Source organism: Allobosea sp. FBZP-16 (assembly GCF_002831785.1).
Taxonomy (GTDB): domain Bacteria; phylum Pseudomonadota; class Alphaproteobacteria; order Rhizobiales; family Beijerinckiaceae; genus Allobosea; species Allobosea lupini.
The window spans coordinates 18,478-40,750 of record NZ_LNCQ01000053.1 but is presented as its reverse complement, the minus strand read 5'-3'; the positions used below and the strand labels follow the sequence as shown (position 1 = coordinate 40,750).

Sequence of the window (22,273 nt, the reverse complement as noted above, 5' to 3'; positions counted from 1 at the left end):
CTCAGATCCCGAGATAGGCGGTCTTGATGTGCGGGTCGGCCAGCAGCCCCGCGCCGGTGTTTTCCATGGCGATGCGGCCGTTCTCGATGACATAGGCACGCTGCGCGATCTTCAGCGCATGGAAGGCCTTCTGCTCGACGAGGAGCACTGTCGTCCCCATCGCGCAGATGCGCTCGACGATGGCGAACATCTGCTGGACGATGATCGGAGCGAGGCCCAGCGAGGGCTCATCCAGCATCAAGAGCCGGGGCTTGGCCATCAGCCCGCGGGCGATCGCGACCATCTGCTGTTCGCCGCCCGAAAGCGAGCCGGCGAGCTGATCGAGCCGCTCGCGCACGCGCGGGAAGATCTCCAGCACCTCCTCGAAGCGGGCCGCCGAGCCTTCGCGCGTGTTGGCGTGGTAGCAACCCATCATGACATTGTCGCGTACCGTCATGACCGGGAACAGCTGGCGGGCTTCGGGCACCATGATAAGGCCTCGCCCGACGATATCGGCGGCGGTCGCACCGGCGATTTCCTGCCCGTCGAAGACGATCGAGCCGGACGTCGGCTTCACCAGCCCCGAGATCGCGCGAAGCAGCGTCGTCTTGCCGGCACCATTGGCGCCGATGATGGTGACGACCTCGCCCTTGCCGATCCGGATCGAAACATCCTGGAGGATCGTAGTCCGGCCGTAGCCGGCCGTCAGCTCAGAGACCTTGAGCATTGGCGAAATCCTCTCCGAGATAGGCCTCGATCACGCGGCGGTCGCGGACCACGGCCTGCGGATCGCCCTGCGCGATCACCTTGCCGGAATCGATCACGATGATGCGGTCCGACAGGCTCATGATCGCCTGCATGTTGTGCTCGATGGCGATCACCGTAACGCCGGTGTCGCGGATGGCGCGGATCAGCGCGACCATCGTTTGTGTGTCGGTCTGGCTCTGGCCGGCCATGACCTCGTCGAGCAGGAGGATGTCGGGCTCGGTGGCGAGCGTGCGCGCGACTTCGAGGCGCTTGAGATCCCCGATCGGAAGGTTGCGCGCCTCGACCTCGCGGACATGCTGGAGGCCCACCAACGTCGAGACCCGCAGCGCCACCGCACGTGCGGAGGCGACATCGGGATGACGCATGAAGGCGCCGATCATGATGTTCTCGATCACGGTCAGCTTGCCGAAGGGCTGCACGATCTGGAAGGTGCGGCCAACACCGGCACGGGCGAAGGCGTCGGCGCTCGCAGGCGTCGTCGCCTGCCCACCCGAAACGATGGCGAGGCTACCCGACGAGGGCTTCAAGAAACCCGAGATCTGGTTGAACAGTGTCGTCTTGCCGGCACCGTTGGGGCCGATGATGCCGAGAATCTCACCGCGCTTAAGCACCATTGAGACGTCGTCGGTCGCGACCAGGCCACCGAAGCGCATGACGAGGTTCTTGGTCTCGAGCATCGTTTCGCCGGGTGTACCGGTGATCTGGCGCAAGGCTGGGGCCTCTTGTTCGGGCCGCGGCTGTCCACCCGGAAGCCGGTCGATTAGGCGGCCGATACGCGCTCCGAAGGTGCCGACGAGGCCGCCAGGCAGGGTCAGGGTAATCAGCACCAACACCGTGCCGTAGACGAAGCCGTGCAGGCCGTTGGCGGAGGCGCCCAGCCAGCCGCGCGCGAGTTCCGCGATCGGCACCACGAGCACGGTACCCAGCAGCGGCCCGACGACGGTTCCGAGCCCACCGATGAGGGCAAACATCGCCACTTCGATCGAGGTCGAGAGCGAGAACATCGTCGCCGGCTCGAGGAAGGTCGTATACATCGCGTGGAAAGAGCCGATCAGGCTCGTGAGGGCGGCCGAAATCACGACGGCCTTGAGCTTGACGTCGGTCGGGCTGATGCCGGCAGCGGAGGCTGCGTCCTCGCGCTCGCGCACGGCCGTCAGGTAATAGCCCAGGCGCGCGTTGCGGATCGCGTAGGATACGATCAGCGTCAGCAGCAGCAGGCCAAACGCGATGATCAGGTAGTTGAACTTGTCCTGGAAGATCATCCAGGCCCAACCGATCTTCAGCGGCACGATCAACCCGGCCGAACCGCCGGTGACCCCGTGGAAGTGAATTGCGAGCAGGCGGATCACCTCGAGGAAGGCGATCGTCGCAAGCGAGAAGAACGACCCGCGCAGACGAAAACAGGGATAGCCGATGCAGACCGCGACGACGGCCGAAAGCGCCGCACCCGCCCACATTCCGATCCATGGCGACAGCCCGAAATGCTGGATCAGCAGCGCGGTGGTGTAACCGCCGATGCCATAGAACATCATATGTCCGAGCGAGAGCTGGCCGGCATAGCCGCCGACGATGTTCCAGGCGGTGGAGAGACCGGCGAAGACGCAGATCGTCACGAAGACATGGATGATGAAGGCCGAGTCGCTGAGCATCGGGATGATCAGCAGCAGGGAGAGCAGGATCAGCGAGACATAGACGCGCGGATGGGTAAAGGCGGCGAGCGGGCTGCGGCGCGCGGGCTGGATAGAGGCTGCTTGCGTGCGGGAGGTCATAGGTTCACTCCGTCCCGCGGCCGAAACCGAACAGGCCGGTCGGCTTGAAGATCAGGATCAGGATGAAGATCGCGAAATAGACGACCTCCTTGAGGTCGGGCGCGATGTAGTAGCCCGACAGGCTGTCGACGATGCCGATGATCATTGCGCCGGCGAAGGCGCCGTACATGCTGCGCATGCCGCCGAGCACGACGACCACGAAGGCGGTCAGCACGAAATAGGAGCCGATCGTCGGCGTCACCGGAAAGAGCGGCATGACGAGCGCGCTGGCGAGGCCGACGCAGGCCGCGCCGAGCCCAAACGAGATGATGTAGATCCGGTCGACGCGCACACCCATCAGCAAGGCGGCGTTGCGGTTCTGCGCGGTGGCGCGGATGGCGCGGCCGAGCGGCGTCTTCTGCATGAAGATGTGCAGACCCGCCACCAACGCCAGCGCGCAGGCCAGGATCACGATCTGGCCCGAGAGCACCGTATAGCCGCCGAGCGAGACCGACTGGCGGGCGCTCGGCGTCGAGACGGAGTAGAGATCGGCACCGAAGATCATCAAGGCGAGATTGACCAGCGCAGTGGAGAGGCCGACGGTTGCGAAGATCTGGATGTGCTCGTCGGCATTCAGCAGTGGCTGGATGATGAAGCGCTGCACCAGCGCCCCGACGCAAAACAGCAGCACGACGACCGGCACGGCTGACACGTAAGGGTGCCAGCCGAGCTTAGTGGCGAGCAGATAGGTCGCATACATACCGATCATCAGGAACTCGCCATGGGCGAAGTTCACGACGCGGACGATGCCGAAGATCAGCGTCAGTCCCACCGCGATGATGGCATACATGCTGCCGAGCATGATGCCGTTGAGCAGCAACTGGACTAGCACGTCCATGGCAGGCGTCTCCGAAGTCGAATGGTCGCCGAAGGGGGGGCGGATGAGCGGCCCTGAAGCAGCGAAGCGGATGATTTTGCGCGCCGGCCCGCGGCCATTCCGGACGACTGCCAGCCGTCCTTGGATCCCTCAGCGGCGCGATCTTGCCCGGTGAGGGATCCCAGAGTTGAAGCGGCCCCGGTCGCGTCCCGGATGGCGAGGCGGGCCCGACGGGAACCGTCGGACCCTCGGCGTCAGTTGGTGCCGATGCCAACTTTCATCTTCGCGACGGCGGCGTCTTCCGGGAACACGGTCACGAGCTCTCCCCCCTGCCACTGCATCAGGAACGGCACGGCGCGGCTGTTCTGGCCGCTCTCGGCGAACTTCGCGCCCCAGCCGGTGGGGGTGGTGCCGACGGGCACATCGACCTTCATCACCGAAGCCCGGATCGAGGCCGCCTTCAGATCGGAGGCCTTCTCCATCGCGTCGAGGAAGATCTGCGCGCCCATGTAGTTGGCGAGCGAGTGGCCCGAACGGGGCGCGGTGCCGTATTTGGCCTGGTACTTCTTGACGAACGCGTCGACACCGGGCGCCGCCTTGGGATTGGTGCGGTACTGGGTGAAGTCGACGTTGAGCGCGCCTTCCATATTCTCCGCGCCGACCGCCAGCATGGTGTCGCGCAGCGAATAACCGCCGCCGGCCCCGATCATGGCCTTGGGCTTGAAGCCCTGCTCCTTCATCTGGCGGAAGAACAGCGCGGTGTCGTTCTGGTAGGAGGTCTGCAGCACGACATCGGCGCCAGCCGTCTTAAGCCGCAGGATCACGGGGGTCAGATCGACTGACTTCGCCGAATAGGGCAGCGTCTCGACAACGTTGACGCCCTTCTCCTTGGCGCGGGCGGTCTGGTAGCCGGCGACCGTTTGGCCGTAGAGCGAGTCCTCATGGATGATCGCGACCTTGAGCGACTTGGCTTCGACGCCGAGCGCCGGGGCGATCGCCTCGCCGATGGCATCCACCATCCGGCTGGCGAAATCGCGCGCGGTCGGGTTGGTGCGATAGACGTTCTTGAAGCCGCGCTCGGTGATCGGATCCGAAATCGCCCCGAGCTCGAAATAGGGCACGCCGGCGAGTTCCGCGACCTGCGTCGCCGCGATCGAGAGCGAGGACGAATAGGTCCCGAAGATCACCGGCACCTTGTCGACAGAGGTCAGGCGCCGCGCCTCGCCGACCGCCTGGTTGGGCTCGACGGCATCACCCTTGACGATTTCGAGCTTCTGACCTTTGAGACCGCCCGCCGCGTTGCGCTCCTCGATCGCGATCTCGAGGCCGCGGAAGCTCTCGTCGCCCAAGAGCGCAAGGCCGCCGGAGAAGGGATAAAGAGCCCCGATCTTGACCTGGGCGATTGCAGGCATTGCCGACAGAGCCAATAGCGCAGCGAGCGCCGTACGCTTTACGAACCTCATCATGTCCTCCCTTGGACCGCTGTCACGAGCATTTCTTGCGGTCCCCACCAAAGCGGGGGACCCGGCTGGACGTTTCCCCAGCCGTATGATCATGCAGATAACCAAGTTGCCTGACAAGTGGAGTTTTGCTAGCTCTGGAATTGGGCCCGCAAACGCCATGAGAGTGTTTCGACCCCGCGCTGACAGCGCCCGTCCAGGGAGAGACGAGACCATGGCATTGCCGCAGACGATGAAGCAGGTGCGATTCTCGGGGGCCGGCGGCCCGGAGGTGATCGAGATCGAGACCGCGCCCGTGCCACAGCCGGGTCCGGGCCAGGTCCTGATCGAGGTCACGGCGGCCGGCATTAACCGGCCCGACTGCCTTCAGCGCGGCGGCGGCTATCCGCCTCCGCCCGGTGCGACGCAGGTTCCCGGCCTCGAGATATCCGGTCATATCGTCGCCGTGGGCGACGGCATCGCGGAAGCCCGCATCGGCGAGGCGGTCTGCGCGCTGGTGATCAGCGGTGGCTACGCGCAATATGCCATCGCCGACGAGCCACTCTGCCTGCCGGTGCCAAAGCCGCTCTCGCTCCTCGAGGCAGGCGGCCTGCCCGAGACCTATTTCACGGTCTACGACAACGTCTTCACGCGCGGCCGCTTGAAGGCGGGCGAGACGATCCTGATCCATGGCGGATCGAGTGGCATCGGTTCGACCGCGATCCAGCTGGCGAAAAATGCCGGCGCGACCGTCTATGCGACGGCGGGTTCGGCGGAGAAATGCGATTTCTGCCGCTCGCTGGACGCCGACGAGGCGATCGATTACCGGGCCTCGGATTTTGTCGATGAAGTCAAGCGCCTGACCGAAGGCCGGGGTGTCGATGTCGTGCTCGACATGGTCGGCGGGCCGTATATCCAACGGAATCTAGGCATTCTGGCGCTTGAAGGGCGACTGGTGCAGATCGCCTTCCTGCAGAGCAGCAGGGCCGATCTCGACCTGATGAACGTCATGCTGCGGCGCTTGACTCTGACCGGCTCGACATTGCGGGCCCGCTCGGTCGCGCTCAAGGCGGAGATCGCCGCCCATCTGCGCCGCGATGTCTGGCCGCTGCTGGAGGCGGGGACGGTCAAGCCGATCATCCACGCGACCTTCCCGCTGGAGCAGGCCCGGCAGGCGCATGAGCTGATGGAATCGAGTGCCCATCTCGGCAAGATCATGCTTGAGCTGCGCAAATGAGCGGTCATCGCGGCAAGATCGTGTTGGTCACCGGCGCGGGGCGCGGCATCGGGCAGGCGATAGCCGATGCCCATGCGGCAGCCGGCGCCAGCGTCGCCTATCTCGACCATGACCCTGAGCTCGCTGCGGCAGCCGCCGCAGCGGCAGCCCAGCGCGGCGCGGCGGCGCTCGCGGTGTCCGCCGACGTCGCCGACGAGGCTTCGGTCGCGCTGGCGATTGCTCGCATCGGCGACGCGTTCGGTCCGATCAATGTCCTGATCAACAATGCCGGGATTTCGCCGAAATCGGGCGCTGACGGCAAGCGAGCCCGGCTCGGGGATATGAGCGCAGACGAATGGCGCCGGGTGCTGGACGTCAATCTGACCGGCGCCTTCCTTTGCGCGAGCGCCGTGGTGCCGGGCATGCGCGCGGCCGGGCGTGGCGCGATCGTCAGCGTCTCCTCGGTGGCGGGCAAGACCTATTGCGACATCGTCGGCGTCCACTACGCCGCGACGAAGGCGGCGCTGATCGGCTTCACCAAGCATCTCGCGGGCGAACTGGGGCCAGACGGCATCACGGTCAACGCGGTGGCGCCGGGTCGGATCGACACGCCGCTCATGCGCGGCAGTGCGCCGGAAGCCAATGAGGCGGCGCGGCTGGCCACGCCGCTGCGCCGGCTGGGGAAAGCGGAGGATGTCGCCCAGACCTGCCTGTTCCTGACCTCCGACAATGCCGCCTTCGTCACCGGGCAAGTCTGCGACGTGGCCGGTGGCTGGCTGATGACATGAGGCGCATGCCATGATCGATATGTCGGGGAAAGTGCTGCTGCTGACGGGCGCAAGCGGCGCGATCAGCCGAGCGATCGCCACGCTCTTCCATGCGCATGGCGCAGCTTGCGTCCTGACGGATTTCGACGGCGATGCGGTCGTGGCCTTCGCCCGGGGGCTCGACCCCGAAGGCGCGAGGACGCTGGCACTGCGCCAGGACGTGACCGAAGCCGGCGATGCCCAGCATGCCGTCACGTCGGCCGTCGCCCAGTTTGGCCGCATCGACCTCGTGGTGACGGCGGCCGGGCTGTATCGCGACGCGCTGGTCAGCGAAATGAGCGAAGCCGAGTGGCGGCAATCGATCGCGATCAATCTCGATGGCGTCTTCCACACCTGCCGCGCAGCGATCCCGCATCTGGCACCAGGCGGAGCGATCGTGAACATCGCCTCGATGGCCGGCCACCGCGGCAGTTTCGCCCACGCCCATTATGCCGCGGCCAAGGGTGGCGTGCTCAGCCTGACACGCTCGCTGGCGCTGGAACTGGCGCCAAAGATCCGCGTCAACGCCGTGTCGCCGGGCCTGATCGAGGGACCGATGGTGCAGCCCCTGATCGCGCGCAAGCCCGAGCTGATCCCCAACACCCCGCTGCAGCGGCTGGGAACCGCAGCCGAGGTCGCGGGCGTCGTTGCCTTCCTGTGCTCCGATCTGGCACGGTTCGTCACCGGCGAGACGATTCACGTCAATGGTGGCCTGCACATCGCCAGCTAGCGGAAACGATTGGACGTCATGGTCGCAGACAAGAGCCGTTTAGAGCCTTTGCGTGACATTCTGGGACGGGCTCCCTCGCTCGCCGACACGCTGGCGTTGCGGCTGCGCGACGAGATCGCATCGGGTCGTCTCCAGGCCGGCGAGCGCCTGCCGACCGAGCAGCAGCTGGCCGCGACTTATGGGGTCAGCCGGCCGATTGTGCGCGAGGCTGTCGGGCGGCTCAAACATGACGGACTGGTGCTGTCGCGCCAGGGTGCGGGCGCCTTTGTCGCGGAACCCGGCGCCAGCTCCGTGTTCCGGCTCGATGTCGCCAATTTCTCGGACAAGGCCGAGCTACGCCATATTGTTGAATTGCTCATGGCGGTTGAGGCGGCCGCGACCCAACACACCGCCGAACGGCACAGCGAGGCCGATCTAGGCGTGATCCGCGCAAGGCTCGAGGCGATGCAGGCCGCGATCGACCGGGGCGAATCGGGCGTCGACGAGGATGTCGCCTTCCACCGCGCCATCATCGACGCGACGGGCAATCCGTTCTTCCGCGACCTGTCGGAGTTTCTCGACCGGCGCGTGCGCAGCTTCATCCGGACCGCGCGCGCCAACACGGCCAGACTCGACGGCATGGCCCAGATCGTTCAGGGCGAACATCAGGCGATATTCAATGCGATCTTGGACCGCGACGGCCAGCGCGCCCACGCGGCGGCGGAACTGCACCTCCGGAACGCGGCGAGCCGTTTGGCCTTGTACCTGGAACGTTGATCCGGCGAGCCGGCCGCACCCGACGATAGCTTCCCGTTGCTCACAAAAGGCAGACCGGAAAGCCCTCCGCCGTTGGAATTAACTCATGATCGTGCTATCCAATTCACCCGCTAGGGATTGGCACCTCCCTTTGACACCCACCCATCGCGGACACCACGAAAACCGTTTAATATCAATGCTTAGTAGCCTGTTATGGAGGTTCGAGTCCTCTCCTGGGCACCATTTTTTCAAGGGTTCTACCAAGCCCTTGAGGCCGAAGGTTTTCCCTTCCGCATCGGAAATGACCTGTCGCCCGGCCTGTGTAGACGGGCGGGATAGAACGGTCGTGAGAATGCCGCCGCCTGAGGCGGGCAGGCAGCACTTTCTCAGCCTTGCGTGCGCGCTCCCTGTGAGCTCCGAAAGCGTCTGGAAATGAGCGCCTAGAAGGCCGCAACACGGCTCCTGGTCTCGTCGCCGCGCACGCCTTCCACGATGATTCGGATCCTCTCCGGCCCCCAGGATCCGCAGCGCGCTTTCGCCCAGACGGAACGTTGCGCGATGCGAGCTACCGGCTCGATATCGATCTTGCTACGACGATCGCAGCGCAATGACAGCATTGTCGATCGGAGGTCGCTTGAGCATCCGTCGCCATCTCGGTTCCTGGGACTATGTCATCGTCGGCGCGGGTTCGGCGGGCTGCGTGCTCGCCAACCGCCTCAGCGCCGATCCGCGCAAGCGCGTCCTGCTGCTCGAGGCCGGCGGCTCGGACAATTACCACTGGATCCATATCCCGGTCGGCTATCTCTACTGCATGGGCAATCCCAGAACCGACTGGGGTTACAGCACGGCACAGGAGAAGGGCCTCAACGGGCGTGTCCTCGCCTATCCGCGCGGCAAGGTCCTCGGCGGCTGCTCGTCGATCAACGGCATGATCTACATGCGCGGCCAGGCGGCCGACTATGACGGCTGGCGCCAGCTCGGCAATCCCGGCTGGGGTTGGGACGAGGTTCTGCCGCTGTTCCGCAAATCCGAGCGGCATCACAATCTGACCGGACCGTTCCATGGCCAGGAGGGCGAGCTGCGGGTCGAGCGCCAACGCCTGTCCTGGCCGATCCTCGATGCCGTGCGCCAGGCCGCCGAGGAGATCGGCGTGCCGAAGATCGACGATTTCAATGCCGGCGACAATTTCGGCTCGGCCTATTTCGAGGTGAACCAGAAGGCCGGATTCCGCTTCAACGCGGTGCGCGCCTTCCTGCGTCCGGTGCGCAATCGCAGCAATCTGACGGTGCTGACGCAGGCGCAGGCCGAGCGCATCGCCTTCTCCGGCAAACGCGCGAGCGGTCTCGAGCTGCGCCTGAAGGGTGAGCCCGTCCAAGTCGACGCCGCCGGCGAGCTGATCCTCTCGGCCGGCGCGATCGGCACGCCGCAATTGCTGCAGCTCTCCGGCGTCGGGCCAGGCGCGCTGCTGTCGCAGCACGGCATCGCCGTCCAGCACGAGTTGCCCGGCGTCGGCGAGAACCTGCAGGACCATCTCCAGATCCGTACGGTCTTCAGGATCACCGGCGCGAGGACGCTGAACGAGCGGCAGGCGAGCCTGTTCGGCAAGGCCGGCATCGCGCTCGAATATGCACTGCGTCGCTCCGGCCCGATGGCGATGGCGCCGAGCCAGCTCGGCATCTTCATGCGTTCGGACGAGCGTTTCGCCACGCCAAACATCGAATTCCATGTCCAGCCGCTCTCATTGGAGCGCTTCGGCCAGCCGCTCGATGCCTTTCCGGCGATCACGGTCTCGGTCTGCAATCTCAGGCCGGATTCGCGCGGCCATGTCCGGATCGTCTCGGCAGATCCCTTCGCGCATCCTACCATTGCGCCGAATTATCTCTCGGCCGACAGTGATCGTGAGGTCGCCGCCGCTTCGATCACCGCGGCGCGGCGCCTGATGGCGACCAGGCGAATGCAGGCATTCAAGCCGGAAGAGCTCAAGCCCGGCATCGCCGTTCAGGAGCCCGCCGAACTGGCGCAGGCAGCAGGCGACATCGCCACCACCATCTTCCATCCGGTTGGAACCGCGAAAATGGGCGTCGACGCGATGGCGGTGGTCGATCCTGAGCTGCGCGTGCACGGTCTCGAAGGCTTGCGCGTCGTCGACGCCTCGATCATGCCGACGATCGTCTCGGGCAACACCCACGCACCGGCCGTGATGATCGCCGAGAAGGCGGCGCAGCTCATGACAGCGAGCCAGCCCGGCAAAAGTGCGTAGCCGTTTTGCGTGGATACGAAAGACAGAGCCTTGAGGGCGAACCTGCATTCGCCGGAAATGCTCTAGACCCCTGCCTTATCGCAATGCCTGCGAACGCGCGATCGCGTCCATCGCCGGCAAAGGCAAGCCTGATTGCAGCCGCTACCGCCGGGCGCCAATTCCGTCGAGCAGGGTCGTGACGGCCAGTGCCGCGACCTGGTCGCTGCTGGCGCCGCTGGCGCGCATCCATTCCGGCACGCGGTTCAACCCACCGAGGAAATACGGCACCAACAGGTGCAGGTCGATGCCGGCATCGACCTCGCCACTGGCGACGCCGCCGGCGAAGAGATCGAGCCAGAGCCGGGTATAGGTTTCGCGCATCTTGCGGCTGCGCCGTTTGATGACCGGCGGCAGGTGCTCGTAGACGTGCATGTGCTGCTGGTCCTTGCCGACCAGGCTTGCCACATGCACCCCGACCGCTGCCGAGAGCCGGCCCGCGAACGGCGCGTCGGCCGGCAGGCTGCAGAGCGCCTCCGCCACCCGGGCATAAAGCGTTTCGATGCCCTGGTTGAGGATCTCCTCGACGATCTCGTCCTTCGACTTGAAGTGGTAGTAGAGGCTGCCGGCCTTCATATCGACCAGCGCCGCCACAGCCCGCATCGTGCAGGCAGCGTAGCCCTTGCGGACGATGATCTCGGCAGCGGCGGCGACGATCTCGCCGCGCATCGGGCTTGGCTTCGTCACCTGCGCTGTCGCGGTCCCTGCCGGCCTTCTTGCGCTGCGTACTCTCATGCCCTGCCTCGCGCGCCCTCGGCTCTCGCGCGGCCGCATTCCGGCCGAATGCCCGTTCCGCGACGGGACGCAGGCTTTCGTCACTATCGCCCCTCGGGGCACCGATCAAGGCGACCCGTCAAACGTTCGTTTCGGGCTCACGCGCGCCACCGGCGCCGATCTTCTTTCCGTTGTTCGCCGGGATCACCCCGGCACGGCGCATCCCCGTCCCAGGCCGATCAGGCTTCTCGCTACGGCGGAGTTCAGTGCCGGCTGCCTCCCCTCAGAACAGGAAGTAGCGCTGCGTCATCGGCAGGGAGGTCGCGGGCTCGCAGGTGATCAGCTCACCATCGACGCGCACCTGATAGTTCTGCGGATCGACCTCGATCTTGGGCGTCAGCGCATTGTGGATCATGTCCTTCTTGCGGACGCCGCGCGTGCCCTTCACCGCCACCAGCTGCTTCTGCAGGCCGAGCTTGTCGCCGATCCCGTCGTCGAGCGCCGCCTGCGAGACGAAGGTGACCCCGGTCTTGCCGCGGGCGCGCCCGAGCACGCCGTACATCGGCCGGTAATGGACCGGCTGCGGCGTCGAGATCGAGGCGTTCGGATCGCCCATCGGTGCGGTCGCGATCATCCCGCCGACCAGCACCAGCGACGGCTTGATGCCGAAGAAGGCCGGCTTCCAGAGCACGAGGTCGGCACGCTTGCCGACTTCGATCGAGCCGAGCTCGTGGGCAAAGCCATGAGTGATCGCCGGATTGATCGTGTACTTGGCGACATAGCGCCTGCAGCGGAAATTGTCGTTGCGTGCACTGTCTTCGGGCAGCGGCCCGCGCTGGACCTTCATCTTGTGCGCCGTCTGCCAGCAGCGCAGGATCGTCTCTCCGACGCGACCCATCGCCTGCGAATCCGACGACATCATCGAAAAGGCGCCGAGATCGTGGAGGATGTCCTCCGCCGCGATCGTCTCCTTGCGGATGCGGGATTCGGCGAACGCGACGTCCTCCGGAATCCGCGGGCTGAGGTGGTGGCACACCATCAGCATATCCAGATGCTCGTCGATGGTGTTGACCGTGTAGGGCCGGGTCGGATTGGTCGAGGAGGGCAGGATGTTCTCCTGGCCGGCCGCCGTGATGATGTCGGGTGCATGGCCGCCGCCCGCGCCTTCCGTATGGAAGGAGTGGATCGCGCGGCCTTTCGTCGCCGCGAAGGTGTCACCGACGAAGCCGCTCTCGTTCAGCGTATCGGAATGCAGCCCGACCTGAACGTCCATCTCGTCGGCGACGGAAAGACAATTGTCGATCGCCGCCGGCGTCGTGCCCCAGTCCTCGTGCAGCTTGAGGCCGATGACGCCGGCCCGGACCTGCTCGCGCAGCGGCTCGGGCAGGCTCGCATTGCCCTTGCCGAGCAGGCCGACATTGAGCGGCAGGTCGTCGATCGCCTCGAGCATCCGGTGGATGTACCAGGGTCCCGGCGTCACCGTGGTGGCGAGCGTGCCGACGGAGGGGCCCGTGCCACCGCCGACGAGTGTGGTCGTGCCGCTGGTCAGCGCCATCTCCGCCTGCTGCGGACAGATGAAATGGATATGGGCGTCGACGCCGCCAGCGGTCAGGATCTTGCCCTCGCCGGCGATGACGTCGGTGCCGGGGCCGATGACGATGTCGACGCCGGGCTGGATGTCGGGATTGCCGGCCTTGCCGATCGCGGCGATGCGCCCGTCCTTGATGCCGACATCGGCCTTCACGATGCCCCAATGGTCGAGGATCACCGCATTGGTGATGACGAGGTCGGGCACCTCGGCGGCATTGCGCTGGCTCTGGCCCATGCCGTCGCGGATGACCTTGCCGCCGCCGAAAGTGACTTCCTCACCATAGATCGTGTGATCAGCCTCGATCTCGATCACGAGCTCGGTGTCGGCGAGGCGGATCCGGTCGCCCTTGGTCGGACCGTAGAGCGAGGCGTAGTTCTCGCGGGTGATGCGCACCATCTCAGGCCTCCAGTCTGCCCATGACCCTGGCGTTGAAGCCGTAGACCACCCTGTCGCCGTCCAGCGCCACCAGCGCGACCGTCCGCGATTGTCCCGGCTCGAAACGGACTGCTGTCCCCGCCGGAATGTCGAGCCGGAAGCCCCTGGCCGTCTCGCGCTCGAACTGCAGCGCCGCGTTGGTCTCGTAGAAATGATAGTGCGAACCGACCTGGATCGGCCGGTCGCCGGAATTGGCGACCTCGATCGACCGCCGCTCGCGGCCGGCATTGAGCTCGATCGTGCCGTCCTCGATGAAGAACTCGCCCGGGATCATCGCGCCGCCTCACGGAATCGGGTTGTGGACGGTGACCAGCTTGGTCCCGTCCGGGAAGGTCGCTTCGACCTGCACGTCGTGGATCATCTCCGGAACGCCGTCCATGACGTCCTCGCGCGTCAGCAGCGTCGCGCCATAGGACATCAGCTCCGCCACGGTACGCCCGTCGCGCGCGCCTTCCAGGATCGCCGCCGAGATATAGGCGACGGCCTCCGGATAGTTCAGCTTGACGCCGCGTGCCTTGCGCCGTTCCGCCAGCAGCGCCGCGGTAAAGAGCAGAAGCTTGTCCTTCTCGCGCGGAAGCAGCTCCATCGCCTTCCCCCATCCTCGCAGTCGATCGTTTCAGGTGGCCCAGATTCGCGGCGCCTCGGCCATCTTGCCCTGCCCCAGGCTCCGAAGCACGTTCCATGCCCGCACGAACAAGGCCTTGCCCTCAGCGACCCGTGGCCCGAGATAGCGGCAGACCACGGCCTCTTCGAGCTGGCTGACGCAGAAGACGCCGTCTCCCGCCGCGCCGATCGCGGCCCGCACCTGCTCCGCCGCATTCTCGGCGACCGTGCCGGCATAGACCATCGTTCCCCAGCTCGGCTGGCGGGCCAGGGAAAAGGCAGCCTCCAGCAAAGGCGAGCCGCCCTGCAGCTCCAGGCGCTCGAACCAGATCGGCCGGCCATCCCGCACGATCTCGATGCGCTGGCTGAGGCGCCCCGTCTCGAAACGCTCGCCGGCCGCCGGGCGCCCAAGGCACAGGAAGTCCCAGCCGACATAGGTGGCGTCGGCGGCAAGCGACACCTTCGTCTCGATCCGCGCATCGGCCCCGTCGAAGACGATGGTTTCCTGCGGCAGGTATTCGCAGACCGCGCCGGCCCCGATCGCGACATCGACCGATTGCATGCTGGCGCTGTGTTCGCTGCGATAGAATTTCGTCGCGCCCGGGGTCGTCAGCAGCGCGCGCGCTCCGGCGTCGAGATGGAAGCGCAGATCGAGGCGGTCGCCGCCCGCGACCCCGCCCGGCGGGTGCAGCAGGTAGACATGGCAGGTCCCGTCCTTCTCCGGGTGGAACGGCCGCTGCACGACGAGCGGGCCGAAATGCCGGCGGCGGACGAGGCGGGTCTTGCCGGCATTCAGCGCGAACCACAGCTCGAGCTCGGCAGGCCACGCGCTCGGTTGCGCCGCATACTGGGCGCGAGCCGGCGAAGCCACGGTCGAATGGGCCGCTTCGGAGGATCGAGTAGGCACGATTGCGTTCATGGACCGCGCTTCAGCAGGCGTAAGCCGCCCCATGCTTCAACCGAGAGCAATTTAGAGCCTGTATTATCATCGTTCGCTCATTATTTGGGCAATTTTGGCAATTGATCGTCGATCGAGCGTTGACGAATGTCCGGATCGAAGCTGTTCTGCAACCGGATACTGACGCCTCGCCTCGCTTTGGGATAGTTCTCGGACTTTGATCCCTGCTCGGGCAGGGCCGCGTCGAAAACGGGGTTCAGCATGTTGAAAGCCATAGCCATCCGGCGCGCGGTTGATGCGGCCGCGCAAGGTGAGCCCGTGCTTGGTCGCGCGGTCCTCGAGCACGACGCCCGGCACCTGCGCCGGCGCATGATCGAAACCATTGATGGCGACAAGGTTCTGGTCGACCTGCCCGAAACCGTCGTGCTGTCCGCCGGAGATGCCCTGGCGATCGAGGGCGGCGGCCTGGTCGAGATCGCCGCCGCCGACGAGCCGCTCTATGCGATCAAGGCCCGCGATCCGCTGCATCTTGCCGAACTCGCCTGGCACATCGGCAACCGCCATCTCGCCGCGGCGATCGCGGCGGAACGCATCCTGATCCTGCGCGACCACGTCATCAAGGCCATGCTCCAGGGGCTCGGCGCTGAGGTCGAGGACATCGTCGCGCCCTTCGACCCGGTGCGCGGCGCCTATTCCGGCCACGGCCACAGTCACGCACATGACCATGGACACGATCACGGCCACCGCCATGACCACGCCCACTCGCATGATCACGGGCACCACCATCACGATCACGGGCATTCCCATCATCATGGGCATTCCCATGGCGACGGGAAGCACGATCACCGTCATGGCTGAATCCCGCGCGGGAAGCCTGTAGGCTGTCGGCCATACCCATTGCTCGAGGCTCTGCGCTCATGATCTCGAAGAACGGCCCCCTCCGCGTCGGCATCGGCGGCCCCGTCGGCTCGGGAAAGACGATGCTCACGGAGAAACTGTGCAAGGCGATGCGGGAGGACTACTCGATCGCCGTCGTCACCAACGACATCTACACCAAGGAAGACGCCATGGTGCTGGTGCGCCGGCAGGCGCTGCCCGAGGAGCGCATCGTCGGCGTCGAGACCGGCGGCTGCCCGCATACGGCGATCCGCGAGGATGCCTCGATCAACCTGCAGGCCATCGCCGAGATCAACCGGCGGATCCCGGACCTCGACATCGTCTTCATCGAATCCGGCGGCGACAACCTGGCGGCGACCTTCTCGCCCGACCTCGCCGACCTCACGCTCTATGTGATCTCGGTGTGCCAGGGCGAAGACATCCCCCGCAAGGGCGGGCCTGGCATCACCCGATCCGACTTCCTCGTGATCAACAAGAGCGACCTCGCGCCTTATGTGAACGCCGATCTCGACGTGATGCAGACGGATGCGGCCCGGATGCGCGGCAAGCGCCCCTTCGGCTTCACCGATCTCTCGCGCGGCAAGGGCCTCGACACGATCGTCGATTTCATCGTCGCGCATGGCGGCTTGCGCACGCAGCACGCCAGCGAGGCCAGCACGGCCGGGGCCTGAGAGATGGACGGCGCCCCAACCTCCGGCGGCGACCGGGATGCGCTCCCGCTGCATCTGCTGCGCCTGGTGAGCCAGGGCCTGCCGGTCGGCGGCTTTTCCTATTCGCGCGGGCTCGAAGCGGCCGTCCACGCCGGCTGGGTCTCAGACGAGGCCAGCGCGCGCGACTGGATCCTCGGCACGCTCAGGGCCAATGTCGCGCAGCTCGACGGCGCGCTGTTCTGGCGCATGGCGACGGCGCTGGAGAATGGCGACCAGGAGCGCTTCCTGATGGCCAATGCCTGGCTTGCCGCCGGGCGCGAAAGCCGGGAATTCCAGCGCGAGGACAAGCGGCAGGGCGAGGCGCTGCTACGGCTGCTCGCCGATCTCGACGTCCCCGCCGCCCGGCATCATGCCGGCGACGCGCTGACCTACGCCGCCGCCTTCACCCTGGCCGGCCAGCATTGGCGTATCGCCCCGGAAGCGGCCCTGAAGGGATTTCTCTGGGTCTATGTCGAGGGCCAGGTGACCGCTGCGATCAAGCTGGTGCCGCTCGGGCATACCGCCGGCCAGCGCCTGCTCATCGAGGCCGCCACCGCCATCGGCGAAGCCGCGGCCCGAGCCCGCTCGCTTCGCGACGACGAGGTCGGCAACCTAGCCCCCGCGCTGGCGATGGCGAGCGCCTGGCACGAGACGCAGTACAGCCGCCTGTTCCAGTCCTGAAGGCGGAGGGCCGGCGCCTATCGCAGCGGCGGGGCGTAGAGCACGCCGCCCATGTTCCAGAGCTGATTGAGACCGCGCGGGATGCCGAGCTTCGAGCCGGTGCCGAGATTGCGTTCGTAGATCTCGGCATAGTTCCCGCCTGCCTTGACGGCGCGGACCGCCCAGTCGGCCTCGAGGCCGAGCGCCTTGCCGAAGCCGCCCTCCGCCCCGGTGAAGCGACGCACATCGGGCTTCTGCGACTTGAGGGCATCGTCGAGATTGGCAGCGGAGACGCCGAGCTCCTCGGCGTTGACCAGCGCGAAGTTCACCCATTTCACCACCGTGAACCAGGGGAAGTCGTCGCTGCGCACCACCGGCCCTAGCGGTTCCTTCGAGATCACGTCCGGCAGCACGATCGCCTCTGCCGGCTTGGCCAGCCTGAGCCGTTCGCCATGCAGCGCCGACTGGTCGCGGGTCAGGACGTCGCACTGCCCGCCCTCGAAGGCGGCGAAGGCCTCGGCAGCGCTCGGATGGACCTTCTCCTCATAGGTCATCGAGTTGGCCTTGAAGAAATCGGCGAGGTTGAGCTGCGTCGTGGTGCCGGCCTCGACGCAGATCTTCGCCTTGTCGAGCGACAGGGCTGAATCGACCTTGAGCGCGCGCTTCGCCAGGAAGCCCTGGCCGTCGTGATAGGTGATGCCGGCGAATGCCAGCCCGAGCTCGGCCTCGCGCCCGAGCGTCCAGGTCGAGTTGCGCGCCAGGAGGTCGACCGTGCCGGCCTTCAGCGCATCGAAGCGCTGGCTCGCCGACAATGGGGTGAAGGCGACCTTGCCGGCATCGCCGAGTACGACCGCCGCGACGGCGCGGCAGAAATCGACGTCGAAGCCGCGCCAGGAACCCTGGGCATCCTTCTCCGAAAAGCCGACCACGCCTTCGCTGACGCCGCATTGGAGCGTGCCGCGCCGCTTCACGGTGTCGAGCGTACCGGCAACAGCAGGAAGGGCGAAGCCGACGAGGGCGGCGAGGCAAAGACCGCTGCGGGCAAGCCAGGAGGCGTTCGACCAGGAGACCTTCGACATGTCTGTCCGTTCCTTCTGCAGGTCGGCGGAAGCGGCGGGGCCGGTCATAGCGTCGCCTTGTGGCGGATGACGACCTTGGTACCGAGCGGCACGCGCTCGTAGAGGTCGGCGATGTCGCCATTGGCGAGCCGGAAGCAGCCCGACGAGATCGCCTGGCCGATCGTCTCCGGCTGGTTGGTGCCGTGGATGCGGAAGACGGTCGAGCCGAGATAGAGCGCGCGCGATCCCATCGGATTGCCTGGACCGCCGGCCATGAAGCGCGGCAGATAGGGCTGGCGCTGCAGCATCTCCGGCGGCGGGCGCCAGTCCGGCCATTCCGCCTTGCGGCTGACCTGGACCTGGCCGGACCATGTGAAGCCCTCGCGGCCGACGCCGATGCCATAGCGCAGGGCCCGGCCATTGCCCTGCACCACATAGAGGAAGCGCTCGGCCGAATGGATCACCACGGTGCCGGGCGCCTCGTTCGAGCGGAACAGCACCATCTGGCGGGCATAGGGGCCCTCGGTGATGCTGACCTCCTCGGTCGAGACGCGGCCGGGCTCGTCGCCGATATCCATCGTCTCCTGCAGCGCCGCCGGCGGGCGCGGCTGCGCCGCCGCGACGCCCGGCAGAGCAAGAACCGGCGCCAGCCCCAGTCCGGAGACGATCAGGCCATGCAGGGCGGCGCGAATGATCTCTCTCATCTGTTCGCCTCCGTTCAGCCGCAGCGGCTGTAGATGAAGGTGCCGTAGCGGGCATGCACATCGGGATCGACGAAGCGCGCGACGAATTCCTTCGGCTTCACCGACAGCAGCTCGCGGTCCTGCGGATCGCCGGCCGGCGCCTCGAAGCCGAGATAGGTCTTGCCGCCCGCTCCGGCCTTCAGCCTGAGCTCATAGAGCTTGGGATCGTCGGCAGCGTGCATCATCACGCCGTCGCCCGGGCCCTGCGCAATGACATAGGGCTGCTTGCACTGTGCCCGCGCCTCGGCTTCCGTGCGCTTGCGGTCCTTTTCCGTATGAAAGGAGGCGACACCCCAGCGCCCGACCAGGGCATCGCGCGAGATCCCGGCCGGAGCCGGCGCACGCGCAGAACTGCCCGAGGACGGCGACGACAATCCCTCGCCGCCACCGCAGCCAGCCAGCAGGAGGGGCAACGCGATGCCGCATGCCACGGCGCCCGCGGATCGCCGCATCGTATCTCGAGCATGTCCGAGTTCGATCGTCATCGTTCCTCCCCTCCTTGCAGCACGATAGGCCATGCCGCGCCGCCGTCTCGGGCCCCTTTTGCTCGTCCGGTCCCGGACGACCGCGGACCCTGGACTATCGGGACTCCCGGCAAGCACTGCATCGATCATCCAGCCGTCCCGAAAGCGACCCGGGAAACGCATGAGAACCGCAAAGGCTGCCGCGATCAACCCATCCGCCATCAGCCGAATGAACCGCGACGATCGGCTCCCGGGCGCCAGCGATAGGGCAACGCATGAAGACGGTCTGGCGACATCACGCATACATCGTCAACTGGCCCAACTTGATAGTGCCTAACTGGACGTTCTGTCCGGGCCAGCTCCATGCTTCCATCACAACTGGACCAGCCGCATGTGTAGCCGATGACGCTCCACCTATGCCGATTTGAGACCGCCCCCAGCGGCCCCGACAGGAACTGGAATCGTTGACGGCCGCAGACATCGGCCAGCCCGACCGGAACGACGAGCGCGCTGACGACGCGTCTCTCTCCGCCGCGGATATCGAGCGCTTCGGCAGCGATCCTGCCGGCACGTTCCGAGCGAATCTCGCCGGCGTCGAGGAGCGCATCGCCCGAGCCTGCGCGCGCGCCGGGCGGGACCGCGCCTCGGTTCGATTGCTGCCGATCACCAAGACCGTGCCGGCGCAGGTCCTGCGCTGCGCCTTCGCGGCGGGGATCACCGCCTTCGGCGAAAACAAGATCCAGGAGGCGATGGGCAAGCGCGAGGCGCTGGGTGATCTTGCCATCGACTGGAGCATCGTCGGCCATCTCCAGAGCAACAAGGTCAAGTACCTCACCCGCTTCGCCCGGGAGTTCCATGCGCTCGACAGCCTGAAGCTCGCCGAACTGCTCGACCGGCAGCTCGGGCGCGACGGTCGCAGCCTCGACGTCTACGTGCAGGTCAACACCTCCGACGAGGACAGCAAGTTCGGCCTGCATCCGGATGCGCTGCTGCCCTTCGTCGACCGGCTCGGGCAATTCCCGCGGCTGAAGCCACGCGGCCTGATGACGCTCGCGCTGTTCAGCTCCGACATGGCGCGGGTCCGCCCCTGCTTTGCCCTGCTACGCCGCCTGCGAGACGACGCGCTCTCGCGCCATCCCGGCCTGACCGGCCTGTCCATGGGCATGACCGGCGATTTCGAGGAAGCGATCGAAGAAGGGGCGACCGTGGTCCGGGTCGGCCAGGCAATCTTCGGCAAGCGCCCCACTCCGGACGGGCATTACTGGCCGGGCTTCGCGAAGCCCGGCTGACGTGTCGCATGAATCCCGGCCGCTAGTTACGGCGGGCTTCCCGCCAGGACGACCAGGCAGAGCCGCTTATTTCAACACGGCCCGCCCCTCGACCTTGGCCTCGACCGTGCCGAGGCGGCGGATATAGACCATCACCTCGTTGGCCATCAGCTTGCCGTCGGTCAGGCCGATCAGCGTCTTGCCACGGCCGAGCGCGGTATAGCCGTCACCGCCCGTCAGCATGAAGTTGTTGGTGGCGACGGTGTATTTGCCGGCCGGATCGATCTCCTTGCCGTCGACCTTCACCGAGGTGACGCGCGAGCCCTGCGGCTGCTTGAGATCGGCCTCGAAGATGAGACCGGACACCACCGGGAAGCGGCCGGAGCCCTGCGGCGCATCGCGCAGGCCGTTCTCGATCGCATCCTTCACGTCCTTGCCGGTGATCTCGACCATGGAGGTCGCGTTGCCGAAGGGCAGTTCGCTCAGGACATCGCGCCGCGTCAGCTTGTGGCCGGCAGGATACTGCTTGTTGGCCCGGATACCGCCGGCATTGGTGATGGCGAGCTGCGCGCCGGTCGCGGCCCTGATCGCGTCGGCGATCAGATTGCCGATCGCGGTCTCCTGCGTGCGGATCACGCCGGTGCGCGAATCGAGCGGGACGCCCAGCGTCGCGATCTCAATGTCGAGCTCCTTCGACAGCTCGGTCTCGTAGCCCTTGACGATGGCGGCGACCTCGGGATCGGGCGTCGCGGCGCGGCTGTCGTTGACGCGGAAGGTCGGCGTCCACTCGACCTTGCGATTGGCGCCCTCGCCCGACGCCTTGGCGGCGATGTCGATCGCGGTGACGTAATTGCCCTCCTCGTTCGATTCGACCATCACCACCTTGCCGTCATAGGCGATGGCGAGGTCGTGGTCGTGGCCGGTCAGCAGGATGTCGACCACACGCGAGCGCACGATCTCGTAGTCCATCGCCCGGTCGGCATGCACGACTGCGACGAGGATGTCGGCGCCCTCTCCCTTGAGCTTGCGCGCCTCGCGCCGTAGCGCCTCCATGGTCGAGGAGAATTTCAGGTCGCCGGGATTGGAGAGCTGCGGCGTCGGGTCGAAGGTCGTGCCGATGACGCCGACCTTGATGCCGCCGAGCTCGAAGATCTGGGAATCCTTGTGGCCCGGCAGCGGGTTGCCGGCCGCGTCTCGCAGATTGGCCGCGAAGGTCGGATAGGTCTGGGCGGCAGCGAGCTTGAGATAGTTCTCCTTGCCGAAGTCGAATTCGTGATTGCCGGGCACGAAGACGTCGATGCCCATCTTGTTCTGCATCGCGACGATATGGGCGCCCTGGTCGAAACCCGACATCAGCGAGGGCGAGTAGCAGTCGCCGGCATGGCAGAACAGCACGGGCACGCCCCGCGCGCGCTCGGCCTTGGCGATGCCTGCAGCGCGGGCGAAGCCGCCTTTGCCCTTGTCGTCGCTCATCTTGTAGATGTCGTTGACGAGCAGCAGCGTGAAGCTCGCCGGTGGCGTCTGCGCCTTCGCAACGGGCGCGGTCGCGGCAAGGGCTGCTGGAGCGCCGAGGACGCGGAACGCGTGGCGGCGGGTCATCTTGGTCATCGGCGCGAACCCCTGCGGTTTTGATTGGGTCGAAGACTAGCAAGAGCCCAG

The 22,273-nt window shown here is 66.4% G+C and carries 23 protein-coding genes; 9 read left to right on the top strand and 14 right to left on the bottom strand.

The features are described from left to right. Position 1: 1 nt before the first annotated feature. The 4 genes from CXY91_RS26535 to CXY91_RS26520 form a co-directional block, all read right to left on the bottom strand. On the bottom strand, positions 2-706 hold the full coding sequence (locus CXY91_RS26535; RefSeq protein ID WP_100964823.1) for an ABC transporter ATP-binding protein: 705 nt from the start codon (positions 704-706) through the stop codon (positions 2-4). Further along, the gene (locus tag CXY91_RS26530) at positions 690-2,516 is read right to left on the bottom strand and encodes a branched-chain amino acid ABC transporter ATP-binding protein/permease (protein WP_100964821.1); all 1,827 of its coding nucleotides are present in this window, start codon (positions 2,514-2,516) and stop codon (positions 690-692) included. The genes CXY91_RS26535 and CXY91_RS26530 overlap by 17 nt, the downstream gene beginning before the upstream one ends. A 4-nt stretch (positions 2,517-2,520) precedes the next feature. Next, positions 2,521-3,393, bottom strand: coding sequence for a branched-chain amino acid ABC transporter permease (locus tag CXY91_RS26525; protein WP_100964819.1), 873 nt, complete (start codon positions 3,391-3,393; stop codon positions 2,521-2,523). 233 nt (positions 3,394-3,626) lie between these two features. Beyond that, the gene (locus CXY91_RS26520; RefSeq protein WP_465246895.1) at positions 3,627-4,838 is read right to left on the bottom strand and encodes an ABC transporter substrate-binding protein; all 1,212 of its coding nucleotides are present in this window, start codon (positions 4,836-4,838) and stop codon (positions 3,627-3,629) included. A 208-nt stretch (positions 4,839-5,046) separates the two neighbouring features. Between CXY91_RS26520 and CXY91_RS26515 the strand changes: the two genes are divergently transcribed. From CXY91_RS26515 to CXY91_RS26495, 5 genes are all read left to right on the top strand, one after another. Then, positions 5,047-6,048, top strand: a complete 1,002-nt coding sequence (locus CXY91_RS26515) for an NAD(P)H-quinone oxidoreductase (protein WP_100964817.1) — start codon at positions 5,047-5,049, stop codon at positions 6,046-6,048. Further along, positions 6,045-6,815 (top strand): SDR family oxidoreductase, encoded by a 771-nt coding sequence (locus CXY91_RS26510; protein ID WP_100964815.1) that lies wholly within the window; start codon positions 6,045-6,047, stop codon positions 6,813-6,815. The genes CXY91_RS26515 and CXY91_RS26510 overlap by 4 nt, the downstream gene beginning before the upstream one ends. Before the next feature lie 10 nt (positions 6,816-6,825). Then, positions 6,826-7,563 carry an SDR family NAD(P)-dependent oxidoreductase gene (locus CXY91_RS26505; RefSeq protein WP_100964813.1) on the top strand — a complete coding sequence of 246 codons (738 nt, stop codon included), beginning with the start codon at positions 6,826-6,828 and terminating at the stop codon, positions 7,561-7,563. Positions 7,564-7,581: 18 nt separating this feature from the next. Beyond that, positions 7,582-8,319, top strand: coding sequence for a FadR/GntR family transcriptional regulator (locus CXY91_RS26500; RefSeq protein ID WP_100964811.1), 738 nt, complete (start codon positions 7,582-7,584; stop codon positions 8,317-8,319). A 619-nt stretch (positions 8,320-8,938) separates the two neighbouring features. Then, complete coding sequence (locus CXY91_RS26495) at positions 8,939-10,558, top strand: GMC family oxidoreductase (RefSeq protein ID WP_465246896.1); 1,620 nt, start codon at positions 8,939-8,941, stop codon at positions 10,556-10,558. A gap of 141 nt (positions 10,559-10,699) precedes the next feature. Here the strand turns inward: CXY91_RS26495 and CXY91_RS26490 are convergent, their stop codons facing one another. From CXY91_RS26490 to CXY91_RS30400, 6 genes are all read right to left on the bottom strand, one after another. Further along, the gene (locus CXY91_RS26490) at positions 10,700-11,281 is read right to left on the bottom strand and encodes a TetR/AcrR family transcriptional regulator (protein ID WP_158673592.1); all 582 of its coding nucleotides are present in this window, start codon (positions 11,279-11,281) and stop codon (positions 10,700-10,702) included. Positions 11,282-11,591: 310 nt separating this feature from the next. Continuing rightward, a complete protein-coding gene (gene ureC, locus CXY91_RS26485) occupies positions 11,592-13,295 on the bottom strand; it encodes an urease subunit alpha (protein ID WP_100964805.1) in 1,704 nt (567 codons plus the stop codon). 1 nt (position 13,296) lies between these two features. Then, positions 13,297-13,608, bottom strand: coding sequence for an urease subunit beta (locus CXY91_RS26480; RefSeq protein WP_100964803.1), 312 nt, complete (start codon positions 13,606-13,608; stop codon positions 13,297-13,299). Between the two features lie 9 nt (positions 13,609-13,617). After that, positions 13,618-13,920: an urease subunit gamma gene (gene ureA, locus CXY91_RS26475; RefSeq protein WP_091841427.1), complete on the bottom strand. Its 303-nt coding sequence runs from the start codon at positions 13,918-13,920 to the stop codon at positions 13,618-13,620. 30 nt (positions 13,921-13,950) lie between these two features. Beyond that, a complete protein-coding gene (locus CXY91_RS26470; protein WP_100964801.1) occupies positions 13,951-14,856 on the bottom strand; it encodes an urease accessory protein UreD in 906 nt (301 codons plus the stop codon). Between the two features lie 80 nt (positions 14,857-14,936). Then, positions 14,937-15,098: a hypothetical protein gene (locus CXY91_RS30400; protein WP_158673591.1), complete on the bottom strand. Its 162-nt coding sequence runs from the start codon at positions 15,096-15,098 to the stop codon at positions 14,937-14,939. Between CXY91_RS30400 and CXY91_RS26465 the strand changes: the two genes are divergently transcribed. From CXY91_RS26465 to CXY91_RS26455, 3 genes are read left to right on the top strand one after another with little or no spacing between them, the layout of a single operon-like run. Next, positions 15,097-15,693 (top strand): urease accessory protein UreE, encoded by a 597-nt coding sequence (locus CXY91_RS26465; protein WP_100964799.1) that lies wholly within the window; start codon positions 15,097-15,099, stop codon positions 15,691-15,693. The genes CXY91_RS30400 and CXY91_RS26465 overlap by 2 nt on opposite strands. A 59-nt stretch (positions 15,694-15,752) precedes the next feature. After that, positions 15,753-16,403, top strand: a complete 651-nt coding sequence (ureG, locus tag CXY91_RS26460; protein ID WP_100964796.1) for an urease accessory protein UreG — start codon at positions 15,753-15,755, stop codon at positions 16,401-16,403. Positions 16,404-16,406: 3 nt separating this feature from the next. After that, positions 16,407-17,102: an urease accessory protein UreF gene (locus CXY91_RS26455; RefSeq protein ID WP_100964794.1), complete on the top strand. Its 696-nt coding sequence runs from the start codon at positions 16,407-16,409 to the stop codon at positions 17,100-17,102. Between the two features lie 17 nt (positions 17,103-17,119). Here CXY91_RS26455 and CXY91_RS26450 read toward each other — a convergent pair whose 3' ends face one another. From CXY91_RS26450 to CXY91_RS26440, 3 genes are read right to left on the bottom strand one after another with little or no spacing between them, the layout of a single operon-like run. After that, complete coding sequence (locus CXY91_RS26450; RefSeq protein ID WP_100964792.1) at positions 17,120-18,160, bottom strand: amino acid ABC transporter substrate-binding protein; 1,041 nt, start codon at positions 18,158-18,160, stop codon at positions 17,120-17,122. 44 nt (positions 18,161-18,204) lie between these two features. After that, positions 18,205-18,843: a L,D-transpeptidase gene (locus CXY91_RS26445; RefSeq protein WP_100964790.1), complete on the bottom strand. Its 639-nt coding sequence runs from the start codon at positions 18,841-18,843 to the stop codon at positions 18,205-18,207. Between the two features lie 14 nt (positions 18,844-18,857). After that, the gene (locus CXY91_RS26440) at positions 18,858-19,334 is read right to left on the bottom strand and encodes a hypothetical protein (protein ID WP_100964842.1); all 477 of its coding nucleotides are present in this window, start codon (positions 19,332-19,334) and stop codon (positions 18,858-18,860) included. Positions 19,335-19,825: 491 nt separating this feature from the next. On the opposite strand from CXY91_RS26440, the gene CXY91_RS26435 reads away from it, so the two are divergent. Beyond that, a complete protein-coding gene (locus CXY91_RS26435) occupies positions 19,826-20,635 on the top strand; it encodes a YggS family pyridoxal phosphate-dependent enzyme (RefSeq protein WP_100964840.1) in 810 nt (269 codons plus the stop codon). A 66-nt stretch (positions 20,636-20,701) separates the two neighbouring features. Here CXY91_RS26435 and CXY91_RS26430 read toward each other — a convergent pair whose 3' ends face one another. Further along, a complete protein-coding gene (locus CXY91_RS26430; RefSeq protein ID WP_100964788.1) occupies positions 20,702-22,222 on the bottom strand; it encodes a bifunctional metallophosphatase/5'-nucleotidase in 1,521 nt (506 codons plus the stop codon). Between the last annotated feature and the right edge of the window lie 51 nt (positions 22,223-22,273).